The sequence below is a fragment of the Leptospira dzoumogneensis genome, from assembly GCF_004770895.1.
Classification (GTDB): Bacteria; Spirochaetota; Leptospiria; order Leptospirales; family Leptospiraceae; genus Leptospira_B; species Leptospira_B dzoumogneensis.
The window spans coordinates 42,384-59,603 of record NZ_RQHS01000018.1; the positions used below are offsets into that span (position 1 = coordinate 42,384).

A 17,220-nucleotide genomic window follows, 5' to 3' on the forward strand; every position below is an offset into this window, starting at 1 on the left:
TCCTCCGATCTAATGTGCTATTTTCTAAGTTCGTAATTTTCTAGGACGATTGCGATACCTTGTCCTCCTCCAATACAAAGAGAGGCCACTCCATATCTTAAATTTCTACGTTTAAGCTCGTAAGCTAGCGTTAGCGTCACTCTTGTTCCGCTTGCTCCGAGCGGATGTCCTATCGCGATCGCTCCACCGTTTACGTTTGTTTTTTCCGGATCCAGTCCTAATTCCCTGATCACAGCCAATGTTTGAGAAGCATAGGCTTCGTTGATCTCGAACAGATCTATATCTTTTAAGCTCAATCCCGAATTTTGGAGCGCTTTAGGGATTGCAAATACCGGACCTAAACCCATCATTTTAGGATCGCAGCCTATATTCGCATAACCTAATATGGATGCTAAAGGTTTTGATCCGTTCTTTTTTGCCCAATCTTCGGAGGAGAGTAGGATGGAAGCCGCTCCGTCGTTGATCCCGGAAGCATTTCCCGCAGTGACAGTTCCATCTTTCAAAAATGAAGTTGGCAGATTTTTCAGTTGAGGCAGGCATTCTTCTCCTCGGATCTGTTCATCATTGTCTAGTAAGAAAGATTTTTTACCTCCGGTTGGAACGGGTATCATTTCGGAGGAGAATGTTCCGTTCTTTGTGGCCTTCTCCGCTCTTACTTGAGAGATCCCGGCCCATTCGTCTTGTTCCGATCTGGAAATTTTGAAATGTTGGGAGATATTCTCCGCAGTCATTCCCATTGTCAGATCCGCAAAACAATCGGTGAGACTTTGAGCGAGCCTATCTTCTGCGATTGTGTCCCCGTATTTGTTTCCCCATCTGGCACCTTTTAATACGAACGGTGCATTACTCATGGATTCGGTTCCTCCCGCGAGTATCAGATCGTTTTCTTTGGAGAGTATCTTGCGGGCCCCTATCAGAATACTTTCTAATCCGGAACCGCAGAGACGATTTACGGTAAGTGCGCTGGATCGTTCCGAAAGTCCGGATCTAAGAGAAATATGCCTGGCAAGATAAGCGGAGTCCTTATTATCCTGTATTACATTTCCATAAATAGATTCCTCTATATTTAAAGGATCCACTCCAGTCTTACGTACGGTTTCTTTTGCGGTAATTACCGCCAAATCGGAGGAACTATAGTCTTTTAATCCTCCGCCGAATTTTCCGAAAGGGGTTCTCGCCCCGTCTACTATGACTACCATTCTGTCTCCTACTATGTTGTATATACACTATATAATCGCTTAAAGGACTGCAGCTTCTAATATCCTTTAGACCTGGTTTTGGGTTTCTAATATCGGAATTTTTCTGACTTCGGAGAGGATCCTTAATGTTTCTTGGAATTTAGGTTTTCCTAATGATTTAGTAAGTCCGTTTTGTGCTTCTTCCCAGAGTAGGATAGCTTCCGCTAATTTGGATTCTCCCTTTTTAGTTAGGGAGAGATTTCGTATATTCCCTGCTTCTTTTTTTTCGATCCGGATCAGATTGTCCCGTTTTAGGATCTCCAAACTTCTTTGCAGGGTAGTTCTGTCTATGTCAGTAAGCCTGGAAAGATCCGTAATACTACATTCCTCTTCATGTCCGATCCCCACTAAGATGCTGAATTGTGTGATCCTAAGCCCGGAAGGTCTGAGTATGGAATCATAATAGGATGTAACTAATCTTGCGGTCCTTCTTAAACTTACGTTTAGACAGGATAATCCTATTTTTTTGAGCTTTGAAGAGGAAGGTCTATTTTTCATATCTTCTAACCAAATGGTGTGTATGCACTATTCTTGGGTCAAGCTTTAAAGTACACTTGGGCCCTGCGTTACTGTCTCAAAGCGGGGAATTCGTGGGACTGTTTGGAACGATTTTCCTTTATGATCCTATAAGAAGAATCCTTTTCTTCCAAGATACATTCATCCAAAAGGGATCTGAATGCTCTACTTACCGATTCAGGAGTGGTTCCTATCAGGGAGGCCAATTGGTTTTTAGTAATAGGAAGTGTAATTAATTTCTGAGAGGCTCCGCATTCTTTTAGAAAATTTAAGATCCTGTCTTTTACGGAGAGATGTAGATTTTCTACCAATTTTTTTCTGAAATAATTGAGATGTTGGATGGTAACCGCTGAAAATAAATAAAGCGCTTTGGTGTTTTCGAATAAGAAGGATGTAAATTCCCTTTTGGGATAATACATCAATTCTCCGTCTTTTAATGCTTCACAGAATGCGGGATAATAACAAGGCTCCTGAGGTTGAAAGATCGGATGGGCAGCGATCAATTCTCCCGGATAAAATACTTTTAAGATGGCTTCCTTTCCTTCTTGAGATAAAGAATATACTTTAAAAATGCCGGATAGGATCTCAAAAAAACCGTCATAGGGATCTCTTTCCCCGAAAACCACTTCACCTTTTGAGATCTTTTTTCGAATTCCGATGGAGGAGAGTTCGTTCTGGAATTCTCTTTGGATCTCCACCCAATGCTCACTTGTTTGAACGCTTAACGTTTTAGACATAACAGTTGTTTTATGTTCGTTTTCGAAAATAATTCAAGCCAAAAGAGTTCCAAATTTTTCCGAATAGGCTTGATCTATATCAAGGAAATTTTTTGAAACATCACTGAGAATACTCCCGATTTCTAAATCACTGTTTCCCGCGAGCTCGCGGTTTTTTTAAAGATAAGGAAGAGGGTATGCTTACAAAATTTCAGGCGAAATTATTTTTCCTGGTTGGGACCTTTTTATTCTCCGCAGTTTTCCTGCTTCTTACTTATGATTCTTTAAAATACGTTTATTCTTCCGCTTCTTCCAAAACTTTAAGTGAAGAAGTGATCTCCGGCAAGGAGCTTTGGGAGAAGAATAATTGTATGGGATGTCATACGATCTTGGGAGAAGGAGCATATTACGCACCTGAATTGACCAAGGTTTACGAAAGAAGAGGTCCTGAATGGATCCGTGTTTTCTTAAAGGATCCACAAGCGATGTATCCTGGAGAAAGAAAAATGGTGAAATACGATTTTTCTGAATCTCAGATCTCGGATATCATCGCATTCTTAAAATGGAATGGAGAGTTGGATCTAAAGGGATTTCCTCCTAAACCGGAATATAAATCTTCTACCCAGCTAGTAAACGCCGAGTCCGCTGCAGTTGTTCAACCGGAAAAGTTTAAACAGATCTGTACTGCATGCCATTCGGTTGGAGGTGCCGGTGGGAACGTCGGTCCCGCATTGGATTCCGTAGGGAAAAAATACGATATCGCGTATCTACAAAATTGGCTGAGGGATCCGCAAAAGATCAAGCCCGGCACTGCGATGCCTAAACTTCCGCTAAGCGAGAACGAGATCAAGGATCTGTCCTCTTATCTTTCCCAATTGAAATAAACAAATAGGATTAGAATATAACGGTTTCTTTATGAAATATAAATCTCAAAAAATTGCATACTGGTTCTTTGCTACCTGCATGCTCTTATTGTCCTTGCAAATAGTTTATGGATTCGTGATGGGATTTGCCAGAATGGGGTTCGATGGTCTGCACGATTGGATCCCGTTCAATGCTGCCAGAGCGACTCATACAAATTTGCTGGTGGTTTGGTTACTCACAGGTTTTATGGGTGCCGCCCATTATATCATTCCTGACGAATCAGATAGAGAGATCTATTCGGAAAAACTTGCTTATATACAGCTGATATCTCTAATCTTGGTGGGAGTGGTGTCTATCATAGGATTTCACCTGAACTTCTGGGAAGGAAGAAAATTCTTAGAGATCCCTCGTCCTTTGGATTATCTGGTAGTAGTTAACGTTCTATTATTCCTTTTTAATATAGGAATGACCGTCTGGAAAGGGAAAAGATATACTACGACCGCTCTGGTCCTGTATTTCGGTCTTTTTTCCGCGGCACTTCTCTATCTACCCGGGATGATACAATTCAACAGCCAAACAGTGGACTCTTATTTTCGTTGGTGGGTAGTCCATCTTTGGGTAGAAGGAGTTTGGGAATTGATCATGGGAGGGATACTTTCTTTCCTTCTTATCAAACTTACCGGAGTGGACCGAGAAGTTATCGAGAAATGGTTATACGTGATCGTCGGATTAACTTTCTTATCCGGGATCTTGGGAACAGGCCACCATTATTACTATATCGGAGTTCCTGAATATTGGAAATGGGTAGGCGGATTTTTCTCCATGCTGGAACCTCTTGCATTTCTTGCGATGGCGATGTTCGCAATTTCAATGTATAGAAAGAGCGGAAGGAATCACCCGAATACGATCGCTTTATTCTGGACGATCGGAAGTGCAATCATGTCTTTCGTGGGAGCAGGGTTTTTAGGATTCGCTCATACTCTTCCCCAGGTGAATTTATACACTCATGGAACATTGATCACTGCGATGCACGGTCACCTTGCATTTTGGGGAGCGTATGCAATGATCGTGTTTGCGATCTTAACCTACGCAATGCCTTTACTTACAGGCAGAAAACTTTGGAATAATCCGACAGGACTGTTTGCATTCTGGGCATCTAATATAGGAATGTTAGGAATGACCGGGGCGTTTGCGGTGGCAGGTATTGCACAAGTTTACTTAGAGAGAAAACTAGGATTAGACTTTTTGACGGTTCAAAAAGAGATCCAAGTCCATTTCTTAGGTTTGGTCCTTGCCGCACTTGTGTTTACTTCAGGGATTATTGCGTTCATTATAAACTTCATACGTTTTGGAACTCCAACAGACGAGGCCCTAGGTGCGGAGCAGGCTTCAGGAGATATTTCTCTTGCCCGTAGATCCTAAAACAGATCATAAAAATGGAATGTTAGTACAAACTGACATTCCTTATTATAGACCGATAGGGCAAGAGATAGAAATATTCGAACACGCTTATAAGAATAAACTTCCTATCTTGCTTAAAGGTCCTACAGGTTGCGGTAAAACTAGATTTGTAGAATTTATGGCCTCTAAATTGGGTCTTCCCATGACGAGTGTGTCTTGTCATGAGGAGACTTCAGCGGTGGATCTGCTCGGACGATTTTTGATCCAAGGTTCCGAGACTGTTTGGCAGGACGGACCCTTGACAAGAAGTGTTCGGTCCGGCGGAATATTATATATAGATGAAATTGCGGAAGCAAGGCCGGATACGATCGTCTCCATTCATCCTTTGACGGACCATAGAAGGGAAATTTTTATAGATAGAAAGAATGAAAATCTAAAGGCTCCGGATTCTTTCGTTTTAGTTGCTTCTTATAATCCAGGTTACCAAAGGGGATGGAAGGAATTAAAACCTTCTACAAGACAAAGATTTATATCCATCCAATTCGATTATCCGGATAAGGAAACCGAAGCGGAGATATTGAGTAAGGAAACCGGAATTCCTTCGGCTACTTCTTCTAAACTTGTAAAGCTCGCCGAAAAGATCCGAAATCTTACGGAATTAGGACTATTGGAATCTTGTTCCACAAGATTGCTTGTGGATGCTGCAAAATTGATCTCGACCGGTTTACCTTCTCGTCTGTCTTGTGAAGTCGCCATCGTCCAGCCGTTGAGTGATGATCCGGACACGATCCGCTCTTTGAAAGATCTGGTCTCTTTGATGATCTGATGGGTTGGGAAGAATTCATATTCAAAAAGACCTATCATACAGTCAGAGAAATTCTATCTCCCGAAAAAGATCCGTCCTTAAAAAGTAAAATAGTAAAACTTTCCGAACTTAAACCCAGGCTTTCCATTTTGGCAAAGTCTTTGACCGGGGAAAATATAGAAATACTTACCGCCGAAAAAGAAGGAGGTTTCCAAGATCAGACCTATTTTTTACCCGGATCTTATTCTCATGGCCCTGATATATTCTCCAATATTCAATTTTATATATTCAGAATACTTTATATGTCTGAACAAAAAAAACTCGGGTTCCATTGGAAAAAAGGAGAAATCAAAAGCAGGAACGAATCCTTAAAAGCGGCAAAAGAGACCTATCCACAAGTCCTTGCAAGTTTGGGGAAAAATTATCCGGATGCAAAATCTATTTTTAGATCCGTAATAGAAAGTGAGAGAGAATTCCAGAGATCTATAATAAAAAATAAGGACCAAGCCGAGGATCTTTCTTTATTGTACGGGGTTTGGATGTCTTCTTCCGCTTTTACATTGGAAAATCGGATTTCATCTCAGGAATTACTCTCTCAAAAAAAGGAAAATGATAAGATAGAAACCGAATTGGAAGGTGTCCCCAGAGAAAGAATAGAAACCATCCAAGCGGATCTCAAATCCCAAGAAGATTATACTCTAATGCACCAATTCGAAAAGGTGGAAACCGCAGAAGAATTCCAAGGAAATTGGAGGGACTTTGATGGATCGGATACTTTATCGGAACAGGAAGAAGCGATCCGAGAATTGGATCTTAGGCATACCGTTCGTTCCAATGAGCCTACACATTCCGTTTTTAGGACCGATTTTTTATCAGGATTATTTGCGGGAGAAGTGGAAAACGATCGCTCGAACGAAAATCCGATCTCCTATGATGAATGGGACTTTAAAAAAAGGAAATATAGAAAAGACCATTGTAAGGTATTTCCTAAAAAATTCCCTGACGGAAACCACGGATTTACGCAAGGAATCTTCCAGGAAAATTACAGCACCTTAAATTCACTTAGATCCAGGATGAATCGTTTTTTTAATCTTAAAACCTCTCTCAAGAGACAATCTTACGGAGAGGATTTGGATCTGGACGCCGCTCTGCAATATTTTTCGGATCTATCTTGCGGGCAAACTCCCGCTGAAAATGTGTATTTGTCGGATAGGAAAAGACTTAGAGAGGTTTCCATACTTCTACTTGCCGATATGAGTTTATCCACCGATTCTTATGTGGACAACCAAAGGATCTTAGATGTCGAAAAGACTTCCTTGGTATTATTCGGGCAGATCTGTTCGGAATTCGGAGATCGTTTTAGGATAGATTCATTTTATTCTAATACCAGAAATCATTGCGATTATTCTAATATAAAAAGTTTCGATGAGCCTTGGGAAAGATCCAGAGACAAGATAGGACTTATGGAAGCGAAAGGGTATACAAGAATAGGGCCTGCTATCCGGCATTCACTTTCTTTGATCCAAAATGAAAAAAGCCAAAAACGCTGGATCCTACTTCTTACCGACGGAAAGCCGAATGATTATGATCGTTACGAAGGAAAATACGGAATAGAAGACGTTAAAAAAGCGATCCAAGAATGTGAAAGATCGAATGTGGGAGTTTTTGCACTTGCAATAGATAAGAGTGCAAAACAGTATCTTCCGGCAATGCTCGGGAAAGAATCCTATAGGATCCTGCCGAACCCGAAAGAATTGCCTGAAGCACTCACTGATTTTTTTATTAAATTGGTCAGATGATCCTAAACAGTCGAAAGTATATTAGTAATCATTTATATAAAGAATGGAGTAAATTGTGAAAAAAATTCCTTTAGGATTGATCTCTTTAGTATTATGGGCAGTCTCTGTTTCCGTTTTATTATATTTTTTCTTTTCCGGAAATGTGTCCGAATCGATAGACGGTAGGGTTGCGATCCATCTAAATCCACAGGAAAAAAATTTAGTATTAACCGAGATGAGAGGATTACTTGCCTCAGTTAACGGGATCGTTTCCGCATTAGCGGAAGATGATTATAAAAAGGCGGAATTGGCTGCTTCTGCCAGTGGAATGGAAATGGTAAAAAAACTGGAAGATGAGGAAAAGACGATCCTTCTAAAATTACCGATAGAGTTCAAACAATTAGGGTTTGGCACTCATGACCAATTCGATAAGATTGCAGAAGATCTAAGACAAAAAAAAGACACTAAAATTATCCTAAAAGAATTGGATAAGCTTACCCAAAATTGTGTTAGATGCCACGCAACGTATAAAATTGCATTTTAGAATATAAGAAAGACCAACTAAAACCGGCAGAGGGCCTTTCTTTCCGATTTTAGATGATCGTATATGCGGGAATTTTAGCGAACTGCTTTCATGAGTTCTACTAATTGATCTAGAGCTGCGTTCCAACCGTCGTGGAAACCCATTTCTTCATGTTTTTTTCTGCTCTCTTCGTCCTTATGACGGGCAAGAACATGATACTTGGTACCATTGCCATGTTTTTCTAATGTAAGTATCGCTGTAAAAAATCCGCCGCTTGGGGTAGGTTTAAAACCCGGTTCGAAAATATCGGTGAATACAAGCTTCTCATTTTCTACGATATCCAAAAAACATCCGCTGTTCGGGAATTCTTGTCCTTCCGGGGACAACATAGTTGTGCGGAAGATCCCGCCCGGTTTAAGATCGATCTCGCAATCTATAGTTTTCCAAGGGGCAGGGGTAAACCATTTCAGTATATGTTCCGGAGTGGTCCATGCTTTCCAAACCAGTTCTGTAGGAACGTCTACTATCCTCTCAAGAACTAGATCTGTTTTCGGGTCCGGTTGGTAATAATTAGTTTTTGCCATTTTCTTTCTCCTTCATTTCAAGTAAGTAACTGTCCAATTGATCTAACCTTTTGTCCCAATGGGTGCGTTGTCTAACGAACCAATCTTCTCCCGCTTTCATGGAGTCTTGGGTAAGTTTATAAATTCTTACACGACCCACTTTTTGGGAACCAACCAGAGAACAATCTTCCAGCACGCCTAGATGCTGCATCAGAGAGGGAAGGGCCATTTTGAAAGGCTCTGCCAGTTCTCCTACTGTCGCCGGTCCCATGCTCAAACGTTCTAAAATGGACCTTCTTGTCGGGTCCCCCAGAGCATGAAACATATTATCCAGACTGTTACTATACTTAGGCACTTACCTAACTATATCATGAAAAGAAACTTAGGTAAATACCTAAGTTTGGAAAAAGTAAAGGTTTTTGGAAAAAATTTGAGCTGTCGAAGTGACTACATTTGAAAATCTCTGCAGCTTGCGCCAGGAATCGAAGCGGAAATCCGGCGGTGCGCCGTTTATGGCGAACCGCTGATTGGAGCGGAGAGTCCGGTGACGCGAAGCGGCAGGCGCCCCGGTTCTCAAAAATTGAAATTTAAGATCTAAAAGGAAAATCTCCCAGATAATCCTTCTTCCCAAGTTCCACTCCGTTATGTCTGAGAATATCGTAAGCAGTTACGATATGAAAGAAGAAGTTCGGGATCATATGATGAAGTGCGTATTCTTTTCCGGTCAGGGATTTTCCTTCCCAACGAGGTAGAGAAATTTTAGTTTCGGAAGAATTTTGATAATCTTCCGGTTTCAGCCCTTTCAGAATTCCAATAACTGAGTCGATCCTGTTTGTTATTTCAGAAAGAGTTTTTTCGGTATCTTCATGAGATTGGAATTGTTTTCCGGTAAGACGAGCCGCTCCTAATTTTGCAGTATCACAGGCCAATTGGATTTGGCGGATAAAATTGTATTGGTCCGGTGCAAGTCTTGAGTTCAACAAAACATCTAGTTCGATCTTTTTGGATTCGGCGAAAGTTTTTCCCTTATCTATAAATCGTTTCAGGTGCTCTAGGTTTTTGATTACTTGTGTTACTGTGATTTCGTAAATCGAAATGTCTGACATACTTCCATGGAAAGCTCCGATTTGGATCGATCAAGTCTTAAAAACAATTTGCATCTGATTCTATGGCACCGATCGAAATAGATCCGGTTGAAGTTTTACTGGATGGAAGTTTGGACCGGAAAATCCACGGAACTTCCAGGAGAAGAGATTTTGATCGAATAGAACGTATGAGTGGTCCCGTCAAAATTAGGATCGAAAATATACATCCCGTCCCCTAATGCACCTGCACTCGTATAACATCTGGAAGTTCTGCAAGTGGTGGAACTTCCCACGGTAAAGTTCATACCAAGAGTACTTCCTGAATAATTCGTAACAGTTCCTAAAGTACCGTTGGATGAGTTAAAGGGGGAATGGTATATATCAAAGAATAGGGAACTGTTTTGGGTGCATCTCAGATCGTAACCCATTAATACTCTGGAACCTATATTTCCGGGAGAAGGAACATAGGTTTGGAATCCTGCTCCGCTTGGATGACATCCGTTCGGGTTCGTGTCTTTTCGGATCTGAGTAGGAACTCCGGCTAAATTTCTCCATTCCATTAAACTGGAATCGGTTGTGTTCCCTGAAATATCCAGATTGGATCTATTATAAAAAAGCCATAGATCCGAAGAGGTTTTTATAAATTTCGGATATGCCGCACCTCCGGAACCCACAGGAAAAACAGCTCCAACGGAACCGGTTCCGGAAGATAGGAACAATTGATTGACCTGAGTGGCTGCTCCATTCGTAAAACGATATACTGTTACGTAATTATTAGGCGCATCATCCGTATTATTGTCGTGATCTTCGAAAGCAGTTACATATTTACTGCCGTCCCAAATTACGTCTAAATATCCGAATACGGTCCCGATGGTCCCATCGACTGTTTTGACGGTTGTGGGAGTTCCGATCAAACTTCCACTTGGGTTCACTCGGATATATCTAACTAAGTTCGCAAAAGAAGTATTTCCTCCAAATTCCACAAATACTATTACGAATTCATCCAGATCCGGATTATAAGCGGCGGATAACGTGCTTATCTTAGCACCCGGAGCGGTGGAGACCACCCCTGCGACGGTAATATCCGAACCGACAGCAATCTGTTCAATATCCAAAAACCTGGCTTTGATCGTATTTCCGGCCGAAGTCCAAACTGCCAGGTATTTATTCCCGGACCAAACTAGATCCAGCATAGGAATTCCTGCACTGGTGCTAAAGAACATAGGAGTTCCTACAACTAAGGAAGTCTTTTGGTTCACCTGAAAAAGATTCATTACCGGAACACTTCCGGTAAACCAGGTCCCGAAAACAGCTAAGTTCCTTTCACAGTCGATTTTAGAAGCTGAAACAAAACCGGCTTTTCCGGAATCTCCAGTGAGAGTACAGTTTTGTCCTCCAGTATAAGTTCCAAGATCGATCGTAAAATTTGTGCCTGCATCCAAAGTATCCGGAAAGGAGAAGGTTCCGTTATCCGAAATTTGCAGAGTTTGAGTTTCAGAAGTATCCGTATTTGTCAGGGTCAGATTCATCTCTTTGCCCGACTTATTTAAATATCCTATAACATTAACTTTAATCAGAGAAGGTCCCGGGGTATTACTTCCGAAAATTCCCAGGTTTCCGTCGAATGCAAGAGCGCCTATCGCAGAAGAACTTGCGTCTATGCTCACCGCTTTTGCGTTATTACATCCTGTGGATAAAAATACAATTAGAAGTAAGGCGACTACTAGCAGGGCGGTTTTTAGAAGAATATCCTGGAATTTCTCGTCTTTCAGAAATTTTTTCATGTCTTAACTCCCTCGTATAACTCTCGTTTGTTTTAGGGCTGGCTTCTGAAAAAACAGACAAGTTGTTCCGTGTAATTTGAGGGGAAAACCCTGTTCGGAGGCGAGTTTGGAACGAACGCTACCGATTCCGGAATGGGTGTTCGGGTGAGAAATTTTAAAATATCCCTAAAATGAGGGAGTGAATTTTTTTCTGAAATTCCGAATTGTTTCTCAAATTTTTATAATTGGGTTGTAATAGGGCCTGCTATCGAATGTAAATATATTCGGATGCGAAAGTTTTCTTACGGGACGGCGGCCCTTCTTCTTTTCTTTTTAGAATCCTGCTCATTCAAATCTATGGATCTCGCATTTGAAGCGATGCTCGAGGCTCAAATCGCCTGCCTGGTCGCAGGGAGCACTTGCGTGGATGCAAGTACCACTCCACCTCCTGGAGACGTAACACCTCCCACGGTCACGATCACAAATCTTCCTACTTCCGGAAGACCTGCAGTGGAGACAGGATTTCTTTTTGGAACTTCTTCCGATGATACCTTGGTTTCTTCCGTAGAGATCAGTATAGACGGGGGAACATACAGTGCTGCGATTGGAACAACTACCTGGAGTTTTGCTTTACCGAGCGGCTCTTCTAATTGGAGGCAGGGATCTCCGCATTCTATAGATATCAGAAGTGTGGATTCCAGCGGAAATATTTCCACAGTCCTGAGTTTGAATATTAGAAAAGGTTATAATAGGGATCTAAATGGGGACGGTTATGCGGATCTTGTTGTGATCGCTCCTGGAGATGCTTCCGGAATGGGAGTAGCTTATATTTTTAACGGGGGTTCTTCCGGTATAACTGCTACAGACCCGACTATGGCGGATCATTCCATTACCGGACAGGGTAGAATGGGCTATGCTTCCGCAATGGGAGATGTGAACGGAGACGGTTATGGAGATCTTGCGATTGGAGCTTCCGATTATGCAGGATTACAAGGGATCGCTTATATATTTCACGGAAGTTCTTCCGGGATTACGACTAACTCTGCCGGAAGCGCGAACCTGATCTTAACTTACGGCGGCGCAAACGAATTCGGATATTCTATTGCCTTAGGAGATGTGAACGGAGACGGGTACGATGATCTGGCAAACGGAGCATATCGTGTAGGTGGATTTTCGGGACTCGCATTCGTTTATTATAGCACGGGAACAGGCGGCATCTCTTCCGTCGCCGGAACTACTATTTCAGGCCCGGGCGGAAGTAATTTTGCCTGTGGAATCGCATTAGGCGATATTAATGGAGACGGATTTTCGGATCTGATCGTCGGGGGAAACGCATACTCTGCTTCTGCCGGAGCGATTTGGATCTTTCATAGCACCGGGTCAGCAGGAATTACTGTGACTTCTTATACATTAGCAAATACGAATATAGTTGGGGAGACTCTTAGTAATTTAGGGATACGCGTTTTTACGGGTGATGTGAACGGGGATGGATATGCGGATCTTGCTGCAGGAGGCCCTCAATTCAGCGGCTTTTTCGGAAGAAGTTACGTATTTAACAGCACTGGGACTACGAGCGGGATAACAGCTACTTTTGCCACTAGTGCGACCACGATAATCAGTTCTTCAGTTTTTAGCGGTTTGGGAGCCGGAGTCACTTTGGGAGATATTAATGGGGACGGATTCGATGATTTTGCTACAAGTGCTCCCAATTATGCTACGGGTACCGGTAGAGTGTACGTGAATATGAGTAATGGAACCCAAATTTCAGCGACTTCTATCAATACAATTTTGGGAGAAGCATCCAATCATTTTTTTGGAGGTTCTCTTGTAATCTCCGACATAAATGGAGATGGTAACGGAGACTTAGCGGTCGGAGCTTATGCTTATCCTGACGGAGTTACGTTATTCGGAAGAGCCTATATTTTTAATAGTTTCGGTTCCACTGCATATGCGGCCGGAAGTGCTGGCTCTGCTACAACGATCATCTCAGGGGCTTCCGGAAACGAATTCGGAAATAATGTAGTGGATGCAAATATTCCGAAGGACCTATACCCTAAGTTTTTAGGAGTTTGGACCTTCGGAAATTTAGAAAATTATAGGATCCAAATTTAAGAAAACTAAAATATTTAAGTCAGTTTCGGTCTTCTTTTTTCCTTTAAAGCGCTCATTGCTTCCAGCAAATTCGCCACTACTTTAGGATCTTCAAAACTACTCTTGGTGAATTCCAATTGGGATCCGAATTTATCGTTGATCTCTTTGTTGATCGCCGCCTTAGTCCTTCTATAAGCGCTTGGTGCGATCGCCATTACTTCATCCAATTTTTTCAGGACCAATTTACGCAGATCTTCCTTATTATCAGCAGTTTCATTGATCAAGGAAATTTCTTTGGCTTCTCCCGCTTTGTATGCGGTTCCTAAAAGGCAAACCTCGTTCAGGTATTCAGATTTAACAGTGATCTTCAGTTTATCGATAAAACTGATAGGAAGAGGAAGTCCGACCAGAACTTCGGTAAAAGCGATCCTTGCTTTGCCTTCCAACATAAATTTGAAATCGCAGGATAGAGTGATCACTGCGCCTCCGCCCATCGCGTAACCTGTCACTTCTGCAAGAAGAGGTTTTCCGAAACTTAAAAGTTTACCGAATAGGATCACGATCTGACCCATTTCTGCAGTGAGCTTTTCTCTAGGAGTATTTAGGATGTTCTCCGCATCAATACCATTGGAAAAAAATTTAGGATTGTCGGAACTTATAAGGACCGCACGGATATTATCGTCTTTGTCGATCTCTGCCAGGATATTTTCCAGCTCTATCATATTCTCCCTGGTCAAAGAATTCTGATCGTTCGTTTGTATCTTAATACATTCGGCTCTGCCGTTTTTTAATTGGATAGGTTCCCGCAAATAGTTCATAAGGCATGATTAGGAAGTCCGACAGAAGTCATCCACTCGAATTTTATGGTTTAAAAGACAAACTAACCATGCCCTGGTATGTTAACAGGTCCGAAATTTTATCTATAACCTCCGGATGCACTGATCCTTTCTCCGGTTAACCAATAGGAATCTTCGGATGCTAAGAACAATGCGACCTTGGCGATGTCATCCGGCTGTCCTATTCTTCCTAAAGGAGTTTTGGAAACGATCTGTTTTTCCATATCGCTTCCTATCATTCCTAGTCTATGAGCCCCTTCCGTTTCCACGCCGCCTGGTGCTATCGTATTCACTCTGATCTTTTTGGAACTAAGTTCCAAAGCCAATACTTTTGAAACAGTGTCCAACGCACCTTTCGTAGAAGCATACACGACTGAATTCGGTACCGGAATATCACTCACAATGGAACTTATATTGATCACGGATCCTCCTTCCGGAGAGAAATAATTCAGAGATTCTTGAGTGGCGAGTATCGGACCGAGAACGTTAATATTCATCTGTCTATGAAACTCGTCTTCGGTAACGGATTGTAACGGAGCGAATTCGAATACGCCTGCGTTATTCACCAGTATATTCACTGAACCGAAAGCTTTTTTTGTCTCTGTGAAAAGACGTTTAACATCCGATGACTTGGACATATCTCCCTGTACCGCGATCGCTTTGCCTCCTTGTTTTTCGATTTCTGCCACAACCTTATCCGCGCCTTCTTTACTGGAAGAATAATTCACCACTACGGATGCACCGGCAGAACCCAATGTTTTAGCGATACTTGCTCCAATTCCTTTAGAAGCTCCCGTTACCACTGCAACTTTACCTTTTAACTGACTCATAAGATCACTCCTGAATATTCGGATCTGATAAATTTTATAGTTAGACAAGTATCAAAGTGTTTGTTCTTGAAATATTTAGATAATTCGATAATTATCAAATTAACGAAACTAGAATGAGCGTCGGTCGGTAGAATTTAGATCTGGGAAAGTTTGTCCAGGTATGCCTTGAATACGTCCCTTCTTAGGGTGATATTCACGAATTTTCCTTCTTTGGATGTCTCTATTAAGCCTGCATTTTCCAATTCTTTGATATGATGGGAAAGTGTGGCAGGGCTGATATCCTGGGACTTGTTCAAGGTGCTGCAGGCGGTGGGTTCTTTAGTAGAGCCGATACATTGAAGAAGCTGAAATCTCCTAGGCTCGGCTAAGGCCCTGGAAATTTTAGTAAATTCCTTTTCCGTAAGTTTGAGTGGTTTAGGATTCGGCACTCTCTCCATGATTACTTATTTAGACGGTCCTGTCTAAAAGAAAATTTCGCTTTTGAAAGCGCCTGCGACGACTCAACGATTATCTATTAAGTTTCCCGAATATAGATCCGGGGCAAATAAGCAGTCATTCCAAACAGATCCTAACCGAAGTTCATATCATGCCTGGAGCATCGTTTTTCTAGGATTCGGACGGGATCTATTGATCCATTCTAAATTCCACTTTCCAAGTTTTGTAGCATATAAAACCACATAATTTCTGCTATTTTGCCTCAAATTTGAAATAAATAGTTGCTTTCAGTTTCCTAAAAATCATAGAATATCCCCTCGGTTTGGCCCCGGGAAGTTTTATAAAAAGTTAAAATATGGCAGCTAAGGATAGTACCGAGATAGAGATCGATTTATTATTGGAGGCTATTTACCAGAAATACGGGTACGACTTTAGGCAATATTCGGACGCTCATATAAAACGCAGGATCATGAATCGGATGGTATTGGCAGGGTATAATACGGTTTCGGAAATGCAGTTTCAACTTCTACATAATAAAAGTTTTGCGAACGAGCTTTTGAACGATCTATCTATCACCGTTACGGAGATGTTCCGGGATCCTGGCTTTTACAGATCCGTTCGTGAAAAGATCGTGCCTATCTTAAAAACCTATCCATTCATAAAGATCTGGCATGCAGGTTGTTCTACCGGCGAGGAAGTATACTCGATGGCAATCCTTCTCACTGAAGAAGGACTTATGGAAAGAACTACTATTTACGCAACCGATTTCAACCAGAGAGCCTTAGACGAGGCTAAACAAGGTATATTTTCGAATAATCTAATAAAGGAATATACTTCGAATTATCAAGTTTCGGGGGGAAGGTCCTCTTTTTCGGATTATTATACCGCCGATGAGAATATGGCGATCATAGGCCAAAATCTCAAAAAGAATATAGTTTGGGCAAATCATAACCTAGTCACCGACAGCGTATTTGCGGAGGTGCATATGATATTATGTAGGAATGTACTTATCTATTTTAAAAGGGAACTTCAGAACAAGGTGCATCAAATGTTTTATGAAAGTTTAATTAACGGGGGAGTTCTTTGTTTGGGCTCCAAGGAAGGGATGTATTTTAGCGAGCTGAAGGATGTATACCAAGAGTTGGATCGGAAACAGAAAATATTCAAGAAGAAGTATTAGATATTTTTAAAATATTTTATGGGATACGGTGCGATTGTGATTGGAGTTTCTTCGGGAGGGTTGAAGGCTCTTGGTGAAATTTTACCTTCTTTGCCTCAGAATTATCCTATCCCGATAGTGATCGTGCAGCATCTGAGTCCGCGTTCGGACGGATATTGGATCGAGAGTATGGATAAGATCTGTAAGTTATTCGTGAAAGAAGCGGACGAAAAAGAAAAAATAGAAAGAGGGAATATTTATATGGCTCCTGCAAATTATCATCTATTGGTGGAACAAGATAGGACGTTTTCCCTAAGCACGGATGCAAAGGTGAATTTTGCAAGACCATCCATAGACGTACTTTTCGAATCCGCAGCGGAAGTTTACGGAAAGGAATTGATCGGACTTATTTTGACCGGTTCCAATTCGGATGGAGCCTTAGGTCTCAAAAAAATAAAAGAAGAAGGCGGGCTGACAATCGTACAGGACCCGGAAACCGCGGAATCGTCCTCCATGCCTGCACATGCTATATCAACTTCTTCCGTGGATCATATACTTCCTTTGGAAGGGATCCAAAAATTACTGATCCGATTAGGCGAGAGAGATTGAAGTGAATT

At 41.7% G+C, this 17,220-nt stretch carries 18 protein-coding genes; 8 read left to right on the forward strand and 10 right to left on the reverse strand.

Annotation, left to right across the window (positions count from 1 at the left end; translation table 11 throughout):
• Window positions 1-17 precede the first annotated feature (17 nt).
• From EHR06_RS11150 to EHR06_RS11160, 3 genes are all read right to left on the reverse strand, one after another.
• Window positions 18-1,199: a thiolase family protein gene (locus EHR06_RS11150; RefSeq protein ID WP_135757069.1), complete on the reverse strand. Its 1,182-nt coding sequence runs from the start codon at window positions 1,197-1,199 to the stop codon at window positions 18-20.
• Between the two features lie 66 nt (window positions 1,200-1,265).
• Window positions 1,266-1,736 carry a MarR family winged helix-turn-helix transcriptional regulator gene (locus tag EHR06_RS11155; protein WP_135757070.1) on the reverse strand — a complete coding sequence of 157 codons (471 nt, stop codon included), beginning with the start codon at window positions 1,734-1,736 and terminating at the stop codon, window positions 1,266-1,268.
• 68 nt (window positions 1,737-1,804) lie between these two features.
• Window positions 1,805-2,491 (reverse strand): Crp/Fnr family transcriptional regulator, encoded by a 687-nt coding sequence (locus tag EHR06_RS11160; RefSeq protein WP_135757071.1) that lies wholly within the window; start codon window positions 2,489-2,491, stop codon window positions 1,805-1,807.
• Window positions 2,492-2,667: 176 nt separating this feature from the next.
• Here EHR06_RS11160 and EHR06_RS11165 point away from each other — a divergent pair, with 176 nt between their 5' ends.
• Genes EHR06_RS11165 through EHR06_RS11185 form a run of 5 tightly spaced genes read left to right on the forward strand, consistent with a single transcriptional unit; the run spans window position 2,668 to window position 7,862 of the window.
• Window positions 2,668-3,354: a c-type cytochrome gene (locus tag EHR06_RS11165; RefSeq protein WP_135757072.1), complete on the forward strand. Its 687-nt coding sequence runs from the start codon at window positions 2,668-2,670 to the stop codon at window positions 3,352-3,354.
• Window positions 3,355-3,385: 31 nt separating this feature from the next.
• The gene (locus EHR06_RS11170; protein WP_135757073.1) at window positions 3,386-4,756 is read left to right on the forward strand and encodes a cbb3-type cytochrome c oxidase subunit I; all 1,371 of its coding nucleotides are present in this window, start codon (window positions 3,386-3,388) and stop codon (window positions 4,754-4,756) included.
• Complete coding sequence (locus tag EHR06_RS11175; RefSeq protein ID WP_135757074.1) at window positions 4,740-5,561, forward strand: CbbQ/NirQ/NorQ/GpvN family protein; 822 nt, start codon at window positions 4,740-4,742, stop codon at window positions 5,559-5,561. The genes EHR06_RS11170 and EHR06_RS11175 overlap by 17 nt, the downstream gene beginning before the upstream one ends.
• On the forward strand, window positions 5,561-7,339 hold the full coding sequence (locus EHR06_RS11180; protein WP_135757075.1) for a nitric oxide reductase activation protein NorD: 1,779 nt from the start codon (window positions 5,561-5,563) through the stop codon (window positions 7,337-7,339). Before EHR06_RS11175 ends, EHR06_RS11180 begins: the two co-directional genes overlap by 1 nt.
• A 55-nt stretch (window positions 7,340-7,394) precedes the next feature.
• Window positions 7,395-7,862, forward strand: coding sequence for a hypothetical protein (locus EHR06_RS11185; protein ID WP_135757076.1), 468 nt, complete (start codon window positions 7,395-7,397; stop codon window positions 7,860-7,862).
• 74 nt (window positions 7,863-7,936) lie between these two features.
• Here EHR06_RS11185 and EHR06_RS11190 read toward each other — a convergent pair whose 3' ends face one another.
• The 4 genes from EHR06_RS11190 to EHR06_RS11205 all read right to left on the reverse strand — a co-directional run bounded on the left by EHR06_RS11190 (window position 7,937) and on the right by EHR06_RS11205 (window position 11,273).
• Window positions 7,937-8,425, reverse strand: a complete 489-nt coding sequence (locus tag EHR06_RS11190; RefSeq protein ID WP_086449104.1) for an SRPBCC family protein — start codon at window positions 8,423-8,425, stop codon at window positions 7,937-7,939.
• Window positions 8,412-8,729: an ArsR/SmtB family transcription factor gene (locus tag EHR06_RS11195; RefSeq protein ID WP_135757077.1), complete on the reverse strand. Its 318-nt coding sequence runs from the start codon at window positions 8,727-8,729 to the stop codon at window positions 8,412-8,414. Before EHR06_RS11195 ends, EHR06_RS11190 begins: the two co-directional genes overlap by 14 nt.
• Window positions 8,730-8,991: 262 nt before the next feature.
• Entirely contained in the window at window positions 8,992-9,510 is a 519-nt protein-coding gene (locus EHR06_RS11200) for a DUF1993 domain-containing protein (RefSeq protein ID WP_135757078.1), read from the reverse strand.
• A 95-nt stretch (window positions 9,511-9,605) separates the two neighbouring features.
• On the reverse strand, window positions 9,606-11,273 hold the full coding sequence (locus EHR06_RS11205) for a hypothetical protein (protein ID WP_135757079.1): 1,668 nt from the start codon (window positions 11,271-11,273) through the stop codon (window positions 9,606-9,608).
• A gap of 267 nt (window positions 11,274-11,540) precedes the next feature.
• Here EHR06_RS11205 and EHR06_RS11210 point away from each other — a divergent pair, with 267 nt between their 5' ends.
• Window positions 11,541-13,364 (forward strand): FG-GAP-like repeat-containing protein, encoded by a 1,824-nt coding sequence (locus tag EHR06_RS11210; protein ID WP_135757080.1) that lies wholly within the window; start codon window positions 11,541-11,543, stop codon window positions 13,362-13,364.
• 14 nt (window positions 13,365-13,378) lie between these two features.
• Here the strand turns inward: EHR06_RS11210 and EHR06_RS11215 are convergent, their stop codons facing one another.
• The 3 genes from EHR06_RS11215 to EHR06_RS11225 form a co-directional block, all read right to left on the reverse strand.
• Complete coding sequence (locus tag EHR06_RS11215; protein ID WP_135757081.1) at window positions 13,379-14,161, reverse strand: enoyl-CoA hydratase/isomerase family protein; 783 nt, start codon at window positions 14,159-14,161, stop codon at window positions 13,379-13,381.
• Between the two features lie 98 nt (window positions 14,162-14,259).
• Window positions 14,260-15,009: an SDR family NAD(P)-dependent oxidoreductase gene (locus tag EHR06_RS11220; protein ID WP_135757082.1), complete on the reverse strand. Its 750-nt coding sequence runs from the start codon at window positions 15,007-15,009 to the stop codon at window positions 14,260-14,262.
• A gap of 134 nt (window positions 15,010-15,143) precedes the next feature.
• Window positions 15,144-15,446, reverse strand: a complete 303-nt coding sequence (locus EHR06_RS11225) for an ArsR/SmtB family transcription factor (protein ID WP_135757083.1) — start codon at window positions 15,444-15,446, stop codon at window positions 15,144-15,146.
• Between the two features lie 353 nt (window positions 15,447-15,799).
• Here EHR06_RS11225 and EHR06_RS11230 point away from each other — a divergent pair, with 353 nt between their 5' ends.
• Both EHR06_RS11230 and EHR06_RS11235 read left to right on the forward strand, forming a co-directional pair.
• Window positions 15,800-16,624, forward strand: a complete 825-nt coding sequence (locus EHR06_RS11230) for a CheR family methyltransferase (RefSeq protein WP_135757084.1) — start codon at window positions 15,800-15,802, stop codon at window positions 16,622-16,624.
• A gap of 18 nt (window positions 16,625-16,642) precedes the next feature.
• Window positions 16,643-17,212, forward strand: a complete 570-nt coding sequence (locus tag EHR06_RS11235) for a chemotaxis protein CheB (RefSeq protein WP_135757085.1) — start codon at window positions 16,643-16,645, stop codon at window positions 17,210-17,212.
• Window positions 17,213-17,220 lie beyond the last annotated feature (8 nt).